The organism is Jiangella asiatica, assembly GCF_004349065.1.
Classification (GTDB): Bacteria; Actinomycetota; Actinomycetes; order Jiangellales; family Jiangellaceae; genus Jiangella; species Jiangella asiatica.
In genome coordinates, this window is sequence record NZ_SMKZ01000065.1 from 1 (window position 1) to 13,656 (window position 13,656).

General features: G+C 71.5%; 14 protein-coding genes. 9 read left to right on the forward strand and 5 right to left on the reverse strand.

Features of this window, described 5'->3' with window-relative positions:
* The first annotated feature begins 99 nt into the window (after positions 1 to 99).
* The gene (locus E1269_RS28375; RefSeq protein WP_203434161.1) at positions 100 to 1,317 is read left to right on the forward strand and encodes an MFS transporter; all 1,218 of its coding nucleotides are present in this window, start codon (positions 100 to 102) and stop codon (positions 1,315 to 1,317) included.
* Positions 1,318 to 1,534: 217 nt separating this feature from the next.
* Positions 1,535 to 2,122: a TMEM165/GDT1 family protein gene (locus E1269_RS28380; RefSeq protein WP_131900982.1), complete on the forward strand. Its 588-nt coding sequence runs from the start codon at positions 1,535 to 1,537 to the stop codon at positions 2,120 to 2,122.
* Positions 2,123 to 2,131: 9 nt separating this feature from the next.
* Here the strand turns inward: E1269_RS28380 and E1269_RS28385 are convergent, their stop codons facing one another.
* Positions 2,132 to 3,718 carry a dolichyl-phosphate-mannose--protein mannosyltransferase gene (locus E1269_RS28385; RefSeq protein WP_131900984.1) on the reverse strand — a complete coding sequence of 529 codons (1,587 nt, stop codon included), beginning with the start codon at positions 3,716 to 3,718 and terminating at the stop codon, positions 2,132 to 2,134.
* Positions 3,719 to 3,818: 100 nt separating this feature from the next.
* On the opposite strand from E1269_RS28385, the gene rsmI reads away from it, so the two are divergent.
* Positions 3,819 to 4,682, forward strand: a complete 864-nt coding sequence (rsmI, locus tag E1269_RS28390) for a 16S rRNA (cytidine(1402)-2'-O)-methyltransferase (protein ID WP_239001057.1) — start codon at positions 3,819 to 3,821, stop codon at positions 4,680 to 4,682.
* 136 nt (positions 4,683 to 4,818) lie between these two features.
* Here rsmI and E1269_RS28395 read toward each other — a convergent pair whose 3' ends face one another.
* The 3 genes from E1269_RS28395 to E1269_RS28405 form a co-directional block, all read right to left on the reverse strand.
* Positions 4,819 to 5,139 carry a nuclear transport factor 2 family protein gene (locus E1269_RS28395; RefSeq protein WP_131901032.1) on the reverse strand — a complete coding sequence of 107 codons (321 nt, stop codon included), beginning with the start codon at positions 5,137 to 5,139 and terminating at the stop codon, positions 4,819 to 4,821.
* Between the two features lie 177 nt (positions 5,140 to 5,316).
* Positions 5,317 to 6,231, reverse strand: coding sequence for a M56 family metallopeptidase (locus tag E1269_RS28400; protein ID WP_131900986.1), 915 nt, complete (start codon positions 6,229 to 6,231; stop codon positions 5,317 to 5,319).
* Positions 6,228 to 6,611 (reverse strand): BlaI/MecI/CopY family transcriptional regulator, encoded by a 384-nt coding sequence (locus tag E1269_RS28405; protein ID WP_420810683.1) that lies wholly within the window; start codon positions 6,609 to 6,611, stop codon positions 6,228 to 6,230. The genes E1269_RS28400 and E1269_RS28405 overlap by 4 nt, the downstream gene beginning before the upstream one ends.
* Positions 6,612 to 6,696: 85 nt before the next feature.
* Here E1269_RS28405 and E1269_RS28410 point away from each other — a divergent pair, with 85 nt between their 5' ends.
* The 4 genes from E1269_RS28410 (at position 6,697) to E1269_RS28425 (ending at position 11,161) form a co-directional block, all read left to right on the forward strand.
* Positions 6,697 to 8,181, forward strand: coding sequence for a cytochrome ubiquinol oxidase subunit I (locus E1269_RS28410; protein WP_131900990.1), 1,485 nt, complete (start codon positions 6,697 to 6,699; stop codon positions 8,179 to 8,181).
* Between the two features lie 11 nt (positions 8,182 to 8,192).
* Positions 8,193 to 9,191: a cytochrome d ubiquinol oxidase subunit II gene (gene cydB, locus E1269_RS28415; protein ID WP_131900992.1), complete on the forward strand. Its 999-nt coding sequence runs from the start codon at positions 8,193 to 8,195 to the stop codon at positions 9,189 to 9,191.
* A 33-nt stretch (positions 9,192 to 9,224) separates the two neighbouring features.
* Positions 9,225 to 10,847 (forward strand): Na+/H+ antiporter, encoded by a 1,623-nt coding sequence (locus tag E1269_RS28420; protein ID WP_131901034.1) that lies wholly within the window; start codon positions 9,225 to 9,227, stop codon positions 10,845 to 10,847.
* A 65-nt stretch (positions 10,848 to 10,912) separates the two neighbouring features.
* Entirely contained in the window at positions 10,913 to 11,161 is a 249-nt protein-coding gene (locus E1269_RS28425) for a hypothetical protein (protein WP_131900994.1), read from the forward strand.
* Between the two features lie 7 nt (positions 11,162 to 11,168).
* On the opposite strand, the gene E1269_RS28430 is transcribed toward E1269_RS28425, so the two are convergent.
* Positions 11,169 to 11,591, reverse strand: a complete 423-nt coding sequence (locus tag E1269_RS28430; protein WP_131900996.1) for a PRC-barrel domain-containing protein — start codon at positions 11,589 to 11,591, stop codon at positions 11,169 to 11,171.
* A gap of 201 nt (positions 11,592 to 11,792) precedes the next feature.
* Here E1269_RS28430 and E1269_RS28435 point away from each other — a divergent pair, with 201 nt between their 5' ends.
* A complete protein-coding gene (locus tag E1269_RS28435) occupies positions 11,793 to 11,990 on the forward strand; it encodes a hypothetical protein (RefSeq protein WP_131900998.1) in 198 nt (65 codons plus the stop codon).
* Between the two features lie 172 nt (positions 11,991 to 12,162).
* Complete coding sequence (gene ligD / locus E1269_RS28440; RefSeq protein WP_131901000.1) at positions 12,163 to 13,392, forward strand: non-homologous end-joining DNA ligase; 1,230 nt, start codon at positions 12,163 to 12,165, stop codon at positions 13,390 to 13,392.
* Positions 13,393 to 13,656 lie beyond the last annotated feature (264 nt).

A 13,656-nucleotide genomic window follows, 5' to 3' on the forward strand; every position in this document is an offset into this window, starting at 1 on the left:
CATCAACGGTTGGCAACGCTATGACGTAGCCAACCGTTGATGATCACGGGGGCGATCGACGGCGGACGTTGTCGGTGGCGGGCCGTAGCGTCCTGCGGCGTGAGCGGACTGCGGTGGCGGGGCGGGTACGGGCGGCTGTGGTCCGCGGCGGTGCTGTCGCGGTTCGGTGACTCGGTACGCAATGTCGCGCTGCCCGTCGTCGCGGCCGGGTTGACCGCGTCGCCGCTCGCGCTGTCGCTGGTTTCGGCGGCCGGCTACCTGCCATGGCTGCTGTTCGGGCTGCTCAGCGGCGCGCTCGCCGACCGGGTCGACCGCCGGCGGGCCATGTGGATCGTCGACGCGGTTCGCGGCGGGCTGGTCGGCGCGTTCGCGGTCGCACTCGCTCTCGGGTACGCGCACCTCGCGCTGCTGGTGGCACTGTCCTTCGCCCTCACCACGCTGCAGACGCTGTTCGACAACGCCGCGACCGCCATTCTCCCCACGCTCGTCCCGCGCGCGGCGCTGCCGACGGCCAACGCGCGGCTGATGACCGGTCAAGCCATCGCCGGGACGTTCCTGGGTGCGCCGGCGGGGGGTCTGCTGGTCACCGCCGGGGTCGCCGCGCCGTTCGCCGTCGACGCCACGACCTACCTGGTGGCCGCGGCGCTGATCGCTTCTCTCCCGACGGCGTCGGCTACGGCGACGGTGACACCCGCGAAGGCCACCGGCTCGACGCTGCGGGCCGAGATCGCCGCCGGGCTGCGGGTCCTGTGGCGCGACCACCTGCTTCGGGGCATCTGCCTGGCCAACCTGCTCGGCAACATCGTCATCGGCGGGCTGACGGCGCTGATGGTGCTCATCATCACGCGCTGGGCCGGCGCCTCCGATGTCGTGTTCGGGCTCGTGCTGGCCGCGTACGGTGCCGGGGCGACGGTGGGCGGGCTGGTGTCCGCACGGGTCGGCCGGTGGCTCGGCGGCGCCCGGGCGCTGGTGCTCGCGCTGACCGTCCAGACCGCGTGCCTCGTCGTCATCGGGTCGGTGGCACACCCGGCGGCGACGGCGTGCGCGCTGGGTCTCTTCGGGGTCGCGGGCATGATCGTCAACGTGCACGCGGTCACGCTCACCCAGCAGCGGGTACCGGTCGAGCTGCTCGGCCGGGTCAGCGCCGCCGGGCGCACCGTCGGCATCGTGGGCGCGCCTGTCGGTGCCGTGCTCGCGGGCGCTTTGGCCGAGGTCAGCGACGTGAACGTGCCGACGCTCGCGAGCGCGGTGGTGATGGCGTCAGCGGCGCTGGTGGTGCTGCGTGCCGCTCGTTCCGCGCGGCTCGTCCAGGTGTGAGGCTGCGCACGTCGGCTGGCCTCCACACCGGCTGTCCGGGTAGTGTTCAGGGCAGCGAAGGGGAGTAGCCCCCAATGTCGCGGTCGACATACTGACGCCGTCACCGGCGTCCGGCCGTGCGGCCTCGAACTCGAGGCGGGCGAGACCTTCGACCCAAGGCAGCGATGCCGGGTCGGAGTCTCGCATCTTCCGGTCCGGTGTGATCGGAAGGAAGTCGATGGCCGACCTCTGGGCCGCGTTCCTCGTGAGCTTCGGCGTCATCTTCGTCGCCGAGCTCGGAGACAAGTCCCAGCTCATGGCGATGACGTTCGCCACGCGCTTCAAGGCGTGGCAGGTGATCCTCGGCATCACCATCGCCACCACGGTCGTGCACCTGGCGTCCGTGGTCATCGGTTTCGGGCTGGGTGAGGCGTTGCCCACCGGCTGGATCAACATCGTCGCCGCCGTCGCGTTCTTCGGCTTCGCAACCTGGACGTGGCGTGGCGACACCCTGACCGACGAGGAACAGGGCAAGGCCGAGCGGGCCACCCGGACCGCGGTCGTCGCCGTCGGCACCGCGTTCTTCCTGGCCGAGCTGGGCGACAAGACCATGCTCGCGACCATCACGCTCGCCACCGACTACGACTGGGCCGGCGTCTGGATCGGCTCCACCGTCGGCATGGTGGCCGCGGACGCCCTGGCCATCGTCGTCGGCCGGCTGCTCGGCCAGCGGCTGCCCGAGCACGTCGTCCGCTACGGGGCGGCCGCCCTGTTTGTGCTGTTCGGTGCCGGGCTGCTGATCGAAGGCGTGGCCGAGCTCACCTGACCTGGCGGGTCAGATCCAGCTGTCGAACCACATGCGCGAGCGCCAGTCGTCGTACGGGAGGAGCTGGTCGACATGGATCGGGTAGAAGTACCAGGCCACGGCCAGGACCACCAGCACGTAGCCACCCGCGACGGCCACGCCTACGGCGCGGCGGCGCGGTGCCGCCTCCGGTGGCCCGATGATCAACCCGAGCACGAACACGACGCCCAGCACCAGGAACGGGATGATGGCGACGGCGTAGAAGTAGAAGATGGTGCGGTCGACGAAGAGCAGCCACGGCACCCAGGTGGCGATGACGCCGGCCAGGACCGCGCCGGCCCGCCAGTCGCGCCTGAAGAACCACCACCACAGGCAGATCAGCAGCGCCGCGCAGGCGCCCCACCACAGCGGCGGGTTGCCGAGCGCGAGCACGGCCTGGCTGCAGCGATCGACCTCGCAGCCCCCCTGGCCGAGGTCGTAGCCCTCGTAGTCGAACGACACCGGCCGGCCGAGGTACAGCCACTCCCACGCCTGCGACATGTAGTCGTGGTCGTTGCTGAGGCCGCTGTGGAAGTGCCACATCTCCCAGTGGTAGTGCCAGAGGCTGCGCAGCCAGTCCGGCGCGATCACGCCCAGCCCTGACGGGGGGTTGTCCGCCGCCCACTGCCGGCTCCAGCTGTCCTCGGAGAATATCCAGCCCCACCACGAGACCAGGTACGTCACGAGCGCCGAGCCGATCATCGACACGAACGCGACCGGGCCGTCGCGCAGCAGCGAGTTCAGCACCGGGCTCTGGATGCCGGCCGCGCGCCGGGCGCTGACCTCCCAGAGCACCGTCATGAGCCCGAAGATCGCCACCGCGTAGAGACCGCTCCACTTGGTGCCGCAGGCCAGGCCGAGCATGACGCCGGCGGCGATGCGCCATGGCCGCCAGCCGAACAGCGGCCCGTCGCCCAGTGCCTGGCCCGCTCTGACCCTGGTCGCGGCCCACTGCGCGTACTTGGCCCTGGCATGGTCGCGGTCGACCAGCAGGCAGCCGAAGGCCGCCACGACGAACATCGCCAGGATGCCGTCGAGCACCGCGGTCCGGCTCATCACGATCGACAGTCCGTCGACGGCGACCAGCAGTCCGGCCAGACACCCCAGCAGCGTCGAGCGGAACATCCGCCGGCCGATCCGGGCTACCATGATCACCGTGGCCACGCCCGCCAGTGCCACCGCGATGCGCCAGCCGAACGGGTCCATCCCGAACACCCGGATGCCCTGCGCGATCAGGAACTTGCCGGCCGGCGGGTGCACGACGAACGACGGCTCGTTCAGGAACACGTCGAGGTCGCCGTCCAGGATGCGTTCGTTCGCGTCCTCGACGAACTTGCGCGCGTAGCCGAACTCCAGCTGCGACAGCGCGTCCTTGGCGTAATACGTCTCGTCGAAGATGATCTTGTGAGGCCGGCCGAGGTCGATCAGCCGCAGCACCGCCGCGACCGCCCCGACCAGCAACGGTCCGATCCAGCCCCAGACCCGGTCGGTCGGCATCGGCCTGGTCAGCCGGGCACGCACCACGTCGGCGGGCCGGCTCTCGCCGCTCGCCTCTGCCGTGTCCACCGTCTGGGTCACCGGGTCATCCTACGAGCGCCGGCTGTGAACCCAAGCCGAGTCACCGGTGCCGTGGCCGTGTCGGTGCCGGGCCGGGCGCCGGCTGCGCGAGGATGGACCCGTGGATCGACCTGTGACCGACGGTGTGCTGGTGCTCGCCGGCACCCCGATCGGCGACGTCGGCGATGCGCCGCCGCGGCTGGGCCGGGAGCTGTCCGCCGCGGACGTCGTCGCCGCCGAGGACACCCGCCGGCTGCTCCGGCTGGCCGCCGCGCTGGGCGTGACCATCGAAGGCCGGTTGGTCTCGTACTTCGAGGGCAACGAGGCGGCGCGGACCGCCGAGCTGCTGCGGCTGCTGATCGGGGGCGCACGGGTCGTGCTGGTGACCGACGCCGGCATGCCGTCGGTGTCCGACCCCGGGTACCGCCTGGTGGCGGCCGCGGTCGAGGCCGGCGTGGCGGTGACGTCGGTGCCGGGGCCGTCGGCGGTGCTGACGGCGCTGGCGGTCAGCGGGTTGCCGGTCAACCGGTTCTGCTTCGAGGGGTTCCCGCCGCGCAAGCCCGGTGAGCGGGCGCGGGCGTTCGAGCGGCTGGCCGACGAGCCGCGGACGATGGTGTTCTTCGAGTCGCGGCACCGGCTTGCTGCGACGCTGGGCGCGATGGCGGAGGCGTTCGGCGGCGACCGCCCGGCAGCGGTCTGTCGCGAGCTGACGAAGACCCACGAAGAGGTCAAACGCGGCCCGCTGGGCTCGCTCACGACCTGGGCCGACGAGGACGGGCCGCTGGGCGAGATCACCCTGGTCGTCGCCGGAGCGTCCCGCGAGTCCGCGCCCGTCTCGGCCGCCGACGCGGCGCGGCTGGTGGCCGACCGCGAGGCGGCCGGGGTCGCCCGCAAGGAGGCGATCGCCGCTGTCGCCCGCGAGCTCGGACTCCCCAAGCGCGAGGTCTACGCTGCCGTCGTCGCCGCCAAGGAGTCGCTCACCTGAACTGATGCGACCTCTCTCCCCCGAATGATCACGTTCAGCACGAAGTCTCGTGTCGCACCATGCTCACAAGCCTCGTGAGGCACGGGTGAGCCTGGTGATGTGCCGCCTGAGCATGTCAGTTTGCCGCAGTGGGTCCTCAGGCCTGACCGGTCTCCAGGCGGCCGATCTTCCCGTCGGCGACGGTGAACGCCCACGTCGTGCGCATCTCGCCCCAGGTGTCGTTGCGGAACCGCGCCGTGAGGGCGAGCCCGTCCGCCGACTGCGTATCGACGTCCATGTGGCCGTTGGCGGTGAAGATCTCGCGGTCGATCCATTCCTCGAGGTTCCGCTGGGTGCCGTCGTCGGTCAGGGTCGCGTCGGGGGTGAGCAGCCTGAGGAACGCGGCACGGTCACCGTCGTTGATCGCCGTCACCAGCGAACGCACTGTCGGGTCGGTCAGGTCGGCGGTGGAGATCATCAGAGCACCCTTCGGATCGGTGACGCCGTCACGTGCCAAAACTACGCCGACCGTCACCATGCCTACCGGTGCATCACGAGGCTTGTGAGCATGGTGCGACAGGAGATTTCGTGCTGAACGTGATCATTTCGGAAGGGGTTGGCGGGGGCGGCGAGGGGTGAGGGCAGCGCAACCAGGTCAGCGGAGGGCCGACGCCAGGGCGGTGAGCCAGGGCGCGGCGACGGTGATGGTGGGGACGACGACGAGGGCCGCGGCGGCTGCGTAGGCCAGGGCCGCCTGCATCCACGGGGGCACCGCGCCCGCGCCACCGCCGGGCTCGCCAGCCGCCAGGCGCCGGATGCGGACCACGGGCGACACCGCGCCGGAGGCGAGCGTTCCGGCGGGCACCGGCGCGTCGGCCAGCCGGGCCAGCGCCCGCGCCAACGGGACGGGGCCGCAGCGACGGCGGGCGGCGTCGTCGGCGAGCATCTCGACCAGGCCGGCCGCCGACTCCCGGGCGACGGAACTGCGGACGAACCGGGGGAACGCGTTGTGCAGGACGCTGAACGCCTCGAGGACGAGGTCGTGGCGGGCTCGGGCGTGTGCCCGTTCGTGGGTGAGGATGGCGTCGACCTCGGCCGGCGCGAGGTGCTCCAGCGCGGGCGCGGACACGACCAGCCGCGACGGCATGCCGGGGATGCAGTAGGCCAGGGGCCGGGCGGCGTCGAGCACGTGAGCGCCTGGTGCCCGCCGGTCGGCGCGGCCCACCAGGTCGACCAGGTGGCGCTGCCACCGTCGCCGGGACCGCAGCGCCATGCCCAGCGTGTGGGCCGACCACAGCAGCCGCGCCAGCACCACGACGGTCAGCAGCATCGCGGCCCCGTGCAGCGCGACCAGCCCGGCACCGGGCGAGGAGTGCGCCACCACCAGCGACCCGGCCGACGCGCCGGCACCGAGCGCGGAGAGCACTGCGGCCAGCGCGAGTGCCTGCCACAGGACCAGCGCCGCCCGTGGCACCGCCAGCGGCCAGCGCGCGCGGGCCAGCAGCGCCGGGGCCGGCCCGGTCAGCAGCAGCGCCAGCAACAGCAACACGACCGGCGTCGTCTCGTTCACGACTCGGCCCGCCGTTCCACCGCCTCCAACGCGTCCCGCAGCGCTTCCGCGTCGTCCTCCGACGCGGAGCCGACGAAGCGCAGCAGCGCCGCCGTGCGGTCCGAGCCGTCGACGGTGTCGAGTGCCTCGTGCATCAGTTCAGCGGTGAGCTCGTCACGGCTCATGGCGGGGCGGTAGCGGTAGGCGCGGCCGTCGCGGATCTGCTCGGCCGAGCCTTTGCGGGCCAGCCGGTCGAGCACCGTCATGACGGTGGTGTAAGCAACCTCACGCGATCCGGCCAGCGCTTCGTGCACCTGACGGACGGTCGCGGGCTCGTCGAGCGCCCACAGGTGCTCCATGACGGCCCGTTCGAGCTCGCCCAACCTGGCTCGTCCTCTCACACCGTCCATTCTACCGACCGGGTGTAGTACTACGATCCGTCGTAGAATCTACGACAGGACGTAGTAACAAAGCAGAGGGACGCGTATGGACGTGCTCGATCTGGCCCGCTGGCAGTTCGGCATCACGACGGTGGTGCACTTCTTCTTCGTACCGTTCACCATCTCGATGGCGTTTCTCGTCGCGATCTTTCAGACAATGTGGATGCGCGCCACGCCCCGAACGAGCGAGCGCTGGCTGCGCCTCACCCGCTTCTTCGGCAAGCTGCTGCTGATCAACCTGGCTGTCGGCGTGGTCACCGGGCTGGTTCAGGAGTTCCAGTTCGGCATGAACTGGAGCGACTTCAGTCGGTTCGTCGGTGACGTGTTCGGCGCGCCGCTGGCCATGGAGGCGTTGCTCGCGTTCTACCTCGAGTCCGTCTTCATCGGGGTCTGGATCTTCGGCTGGGGGCGCATCCCGCCGAAGATCCACCTGGCGACCATCTGGGTGACGGCGTTCGCGTCGCTGTTGTCGGCCTACTTCATCCTGGCCGCCAACTCGTTCATGCAGAACCCGGTCGGCTACGAGATCGACGAGGCTGCCGGCCGGGCCGAGCTCACCGACATCTGGGCTGTGCTCACCAACAAGGTCCTGCTCATCACGTTCCCGCACACGATCTTCGCGGCGTTCATGGTGGGCGGCGGCGTGGTCGCGGCGGTCGCGATGTGGCACCTGGTCCGCGGCGCTCGCGACCCGCAGGCAGCCGAGCCCGGCGCGCCCTCGGACAGATCGGCCTTCCGGACCGCGCTGCGCATCGGCGCGGTCACGGTCATCGTCGGCGGCATCGGCGTCGCGATCACCGGCGACACCCAGGGCAAGGTGATGACCGAGGTCCAGCCGATGAAGATGGCAGCGGCCGAGGCGCTCTACGAGACCCAGCAGCCGGCGCCGTTCTCGCTGTTCACCATCGGGACGCTGGACGGCAGCGAAGCGCTGTACTCGATCGAGATCCCGCAGCTCCTGTCCTTCCTGGGCACGGGGTCGTTCGACGGCGAGGTGCAGGGCATCGACAACCTGCAGCAGGAGTACGAGGAGCTCTACGGCCCCGGCGACTACAGCCCCAACATCCCGGTGACCTACTGGACGTTCCGCATGATGATCACCGCGGGCGGGCTGGCCGGAGCGATCGCGCTGTGGCAGCTGTGGGCCACCCGGCGCGGGCGGATGCCGACCTCACGGTGGGCGCTGCGGTCGGCGGCCGTGCTGCCGGTGCTGCCGCTCGCCGGCAACGCGTTCGGCTGGATCTTCACCGAGATGGGCCGGCAGCCCTGGCTGGTGTTCGGCCTGATGCCGACCGCGTCGGGCCTCACGCCCGGGTCCACCAGCACGACGGTGTTCATCTCGCTGGCCGCGTTCACCGTCCTCTACGCCGGTCTGACCTGGCTGTGGGTGCACCTGCTGCTCAAGCACGCACGGCCCGGCCTGCCCGCCGTCACGCCACCGGACTCCGCCGACGACGGGGAACGCGGCGGCTCGGCACCCGGTGCCTGCGACGGCGACGACGCCGACCGTCCGCTGACCTTCGCCTACTAGGGGGTGTCTCGATGGAGCTCAGCACCCTGTGGTTCGTACTGATCGCTGTGCTGTGGATCGGCTACCTGGCGCTCGAGGGGTTCGACTTCGGCGTCGGCATGCTGACCCGGCGCTTCGCCCGTGATGACCGCGAGCGCCGGGTGCTCATCAACACCATCGGCCCGGTGTGGGACGGCAACGAGGTGTGGGTCATCACCTCGGTCGGCGCCACGTTCGCCGCGTTCCCGGAGTGGTACGCCACGGCCTGGTCGGCGTACTACCTGCCGCTACTGGTGCTCCTGCTGGCCCTGATCGGTCGCGGCGTGGCGTTCGAGTACCGCGCCAAGGGCGACACCGAGACCTGGCGTCGCCGCTGGGACCTGCTCATCTTCGCCGGATCGACAGTGCCGGCGTTCGCGTGGGGCGTGCTGCTGGCCGGGTTCGTCCAGGGCCTGCCCCTGGACGCCGACCACGACTTCACCGGCGGCCTCGGCGACGTCCTGACGCCGTACACGCTGCTCGGCGGAGTCCTCACGGTGACCTTGTCGCTGCTGCACGGTGCGCACTACGTGGCGCTGAAGACGGTCGGCGACATCCGCGACCGGGCCGGCCGGCTGGCCCGGTGGCTGGCGCTGCCGGTGGGTGCGCTGGTGGCCGCGTTCCTCGGGTGGACGCTGGTGCGCGACGACGACCCGTCGTGGCTGGCGACGGCGTTCGCGGTGGCGGCCGTCGCGGCGCTGGTCCTCGGGGCGGCTGCGATCGGGCGGGCCCGCGAGGGCTGGGCGTTCGTCGCCACCTTCGCCGCGGTGGTGGCCACCGCGGCGACGCTGTTCGCCGCGCTGTTCCCGGACGTGCTGCCGTCGACGCTGGCGGCCGCGGACGGGCTGACGACGGCGAACGCGTCGTCGTCGGACTACACGCTCACGGTGATGACCTGGGTCGCGGTGCCGTTCCTGCCCGCCGTCCTCGCCTACCAGAGCTGGGTCTACTGGATGTTCCGTCGGCGCATCGGCGTGCAGCACATCCCCTGACCGCTATGGTGCGGTCGAGCGGGGGTGAGGGCGATCCAGCTGCTTCTGGTGGTCGTGGGTGCGATCGCGGTGACGGCGGTCGCGAACCGCCGCGGGCTGCAGCCGTCGCTGGTCGTCGTGGTGATCGCCTCGGCGGTGTCGTTCATCCCCGGGCTGCCCCGGTTCGAGCTGGAGCCGGAGCTCATCCTCAGCGTGGTGCTGCCGCCGCTGCTGTACTCGGTCGCGCTGGACTTCTCCGTCTTCAGCCTGGCCCGCAACCTGCGGCCTATCCTCGCGCTCGGCGTCGGCATGGTCATCGTGTCGACGCTGGTGACGGGGGTCGTCGCCTGGCAGGTGGTGCCGGCGATGGCATTGGTGCCGGCCCTCGTGCTGGGTGCGGTGGTGGCGCCGCCGGACGCTGTCAGCGCGGTGGCCATCGGCCGCAAGCTCGGGCTGCCGAAACGGCTCCTGACCATCCTGACCGGCGAGAGCCTGGTCAACGACGCCACCGCGCTGACCATCTTCACGCTGGCGGTCGCCGCGGCAACCGGCAGCCACCCGTACATCGACAACCCGGTGCTCCTGTTCCTGTATGCGGCCGTGGTCGGCTGCGGTGTCGGCCTGGCGCTGGCCGCCGTCGTGCACTGGATCCGGCAGCGGCTGGGCGAGAGCGGGCTGGAGACGGCGCTCGGCCTGCTGGTGCCGTTCGCCGCCTACCTGTTCGCCGAGGAGCTGCACGCGTCCGGGGTACTCGCGGTGGTGACCGCCGGGTTCTTCCTCGGCCACCGCGACGCCGACGCCGGGTTCGCGACCCGGCTGCAGGGCCGGCAGGTCTGGAAGACCCTCGACGTGCTGCTGGAGGCGTTCGTCTTCGCGTACATGGGGCTGCAGTGCCGGTTCGTCTTCGCCGACCTCGCCCTCGACGAGTCGACCTGGGCGCGGTTCGCGCTGTCCGCGGCGGTGGTCCTCCTGGTCGTGCTGCTGCTCCGGCCGGTCTGGGTGTTCCTCGTCTACGGTCCGCGCGCGCTGCGCCGCCGGTGGCTGCCGTGGCTGCCGCGGGCGCCGTGGGCCAGGCGCGGCGATCCGCTGCCGCGTTCGCACCTGATCGTCATCTCGTGGTCGGGGATGCGTGGCGTCGTGACGCTGGCCGCCGCCGCGGGCGTGCCGGCCATGACCGCCGACGGCGAGCCGTTCCCGGGCCGCAGCACCATCCAGGCGCTGGCGTTCGTCGTCGCCGTCGGGAGTCTGCTCGTCCAGGGCCCGACGCTGCCGCTTCTGGTGCGAAGGCTGAGGATCTCCACCGAGGCCGAAGCGGAGGCGGAGGCCGCGGCGGAGCGGCGGGCCCGCCAGATCGCGGGGACGGCGGCCGGCGACGCGCTGCGCGACCTGCTGCGCGACCCGCCGCCCGGCGCCGACCCGACCGTACTGGCGCAGATGCGGGGACGGATCGCCGCGGCGATGGATGCCCGTCAGTCCGCCGACGACCGCGACGCCGACGTGGAGGAGGCCGAGCGGTCGCCCGCTGTCCGCGAGACCATGCTGGCCGTGCGGCGCGCCGTCCTCGCCGCCCAGCGCCAGGCGCTGGCCGCCGCCCGCGACTCCGGCGAGCTGGACGACGAGGTCATGCGCCGCGAGCTGGAGCGGCTGGACTTCGAGGAGGCCGCGGCTTCGCAGTGATGCCGCCGCGTACGTACGCTCAATACAGGAGGCGGCGCCGCTCGCCGACCGGGGCGCCGGTTGCCATGAAGGGCGACAGGGTCGAAATCGTCATCGACGCGGGCGACACCACGCGCACCTACGAGCTGGCCGCAACCCGGGCCGGGCGCCGCGTCGACGTGAGCATCGGCCGCGGCGTGGTCGTCGTCGCCGAGGTCACCCGGTCCGGTACGCCGGTGCGCACCGCGCGGTTCATGTCAGCGCGGGTGTTGGCGCTCGTGGAGCACCCGGCGTCCCAGGCGCCGATCGCCCAGGACGCGGGCGAGCCGGGCTGACCGCGCGTCACATGTTGCGCGGGAACGGCGGGTAGACGTAGCCCGGCGCCCAGAACGGCGGGTACCCGTAGTAGCCGTAGAGGTCCTCGTAGTAGGTGGGTCGCTGCTCGACCAGCTCGGGGTCGTAGGCCGGTGCGGCGGCCACCCTGGTCCGTTTGGTGCCGAGGTGGACCTTGTCGTCGTCCACCCTGACAACCGCGTCCACGGGGATCAGCTGCTTCTTCTCCCCGATGCCGAGGAAGCCGCCCGAGCCGACCTGCAAGAACCTGACCTTGCGCTCGTTGGGGTCGATGACGAGGTCGTCGACGTCGCCCACGTCGTCGCCGTTGCTGTCGACGACGGCGCGGCCGCGGACGTCGTCGTCCGGGTCGGCCAGGGTCAGGTCCGTGTCAACGAGATGTACCAATGCCTTCGGCGATTCGACGGTCATGGGACTCCCTTCCACATCAAGAGCCGTTCCCGCGCGGCCGGTGTCCAAACGGTGTGTGACGGTCCGGCCGCGCCGGTCCCGCGGCACGGAGAGGTGTGAGACACATCACATCTGACCGGGTGGCGTGCTGTCACGGCACCGCGTCGGCTCATCCGAGTAGACGACCGGCGTGGGGCGCGCCGGCGTCGGGGAGGCAGGGCGATGGCGGAGCCGAAGAAGCGGGGGAGATTCCGGGCCAGGCGGCGGGGCCGAGACATCCTGACGCCGGAGTTCGCGCGCGAGCTGCGCCGGGTGTTGCGGCGGGTGCAGCACTCGACCACCGTCACCTTGATCGTGCTGTTCCTGTGCTCGATCGTGGCTGCCGGTGTGGGCGTGGTGAGCGTCGGCGCCCTCGGCTGAACCACCCCGGTGCCCGGCCGACCGGCGCGTTCGGGCTCACCGGGGACGGGGACAGCCGGGCCCGTCCGCCTCGGCCTCCCCCCACGGGGCCCCGCGCCGGACCGAGGTCAGCCGGCGCGGGGCCCGTAGTGCGTGCCGGGCGGTGTCGCGGCCGCGGTCTAGGGTGGTGGTCATGTCGGCGTCGACGGTGCTCGAGGTCGCCGGCCGCGAGGTGACCATCACCCATCCGGACAAGATGGTCTTCCCCGAGGGCGGGCACACGAAGCTGGATCTGGTGACGTACTACCTGACGGTGGCCGACGGTGCCCTGCGCGGGGTCGCAGGGCGGCCCATGATCCTCAAACGGTTCGTCAAGGGCATCGACCGGGAGGCGTTCTTCCAGAAGCGCGCCCCGGAGAAGCGCCCGGACTGGATCGAGGTCGCCACGCTGCGCTACCGCTCCGGCACCAGCGCCGACGAGGTGGTCGTTCGCGACGCGGCCGCGTTGGCCTGGGTGGTCAACCTCGGCTGCATCGACCTCAACCCGCACCCCGTCCTGGCCGAGGATCTCGACCGCCCCGACGAGCTGCGCATCGACCTCGACCCCAACCCGGGCATCGAATGGCCACAGATCATCGATGTGGCAGCCGTCGCTCGTGAAGTGCTGCAGGACCACGGGCTCACCGCCTGGCCGAAGACCTCCGGTTCGCGTGGCTTCCACGTCTACACCCGCATCGACCCGCACTGGACCTACCGGCAGGTGCGGCTGGCCGCCGAGAGCGTCGCCCGCGAGGTCGAGAACCGTGCACCTGACATCGCCACCAGCAAGTGGTGGAAAGAGGAGCGCGAGGGCGTCTTCGTCGACTTCAACCAGAACGCCAAGGACCGCACCGTCGCCTCGGCGTACTCCGTGCGGGCCAAGCCCGACGCGCGCGTGTCCATGCCGCTGACCTGGGACGAGGTGCCCTCCTGCCGGCCGGCTGACTTCACACTGGCCACCGCGGCCAAGCGGTTCCAGGACATCGGCGATCCTTGGGAGGGCATCGAGACCTCGGCCGGGTCCCTGGAACCGCTGCTGGAGCTGGCCGAGCGGCTGGGCCCGGCCGAGAAGCCGCCGAAGGGTGAGGGACGGCGGCAGCAGACCATGCCGCTGATCGAGATCGCCCGGGCCAAGACGAAGGACGAGGCACTGGCGGGCCTGGAGCGCTGGAAGGCCCGGCACCGGTCGGTGGTGCCGCACCTTCGCCCGGCCGACACCCTCGTCGACGGCATGCGTGGACGCAGCTCGCTCTGGTACCGCATCCGGGTCAACCTGCGGCACGTGCCCGAGGCCGAGCGGCCCGAGCAGGAGCCGCTCGAGGTCGACTACGACCCGTGGGCCGGCACGCCCTGGGCGGGCACCGACGAGCAGTCCACCGGGTGACCGACAAGGCGCCAGTACCCCCTGGCGGGTAGCCACTTCTGTCGGTCACCACGTAGTCGTGCAGGCGGCCGGAACCGTCCAGCATCGCCGCACTCCGGGCGGTCAGCTCGTCCTCTCGCTGTGCCGGCACGGCACCCAGCGCCTCGGCGGCGCCCTGGTGGGTGTGTCGCGGAAGTTCGGCAGGTCAGTCCGCCGAAGGACATCTCGGTGGCCGGTGAGCGCTCCGCTTGACCTCAACTATAGTTGAGGTTGTTGGGTGGGGGT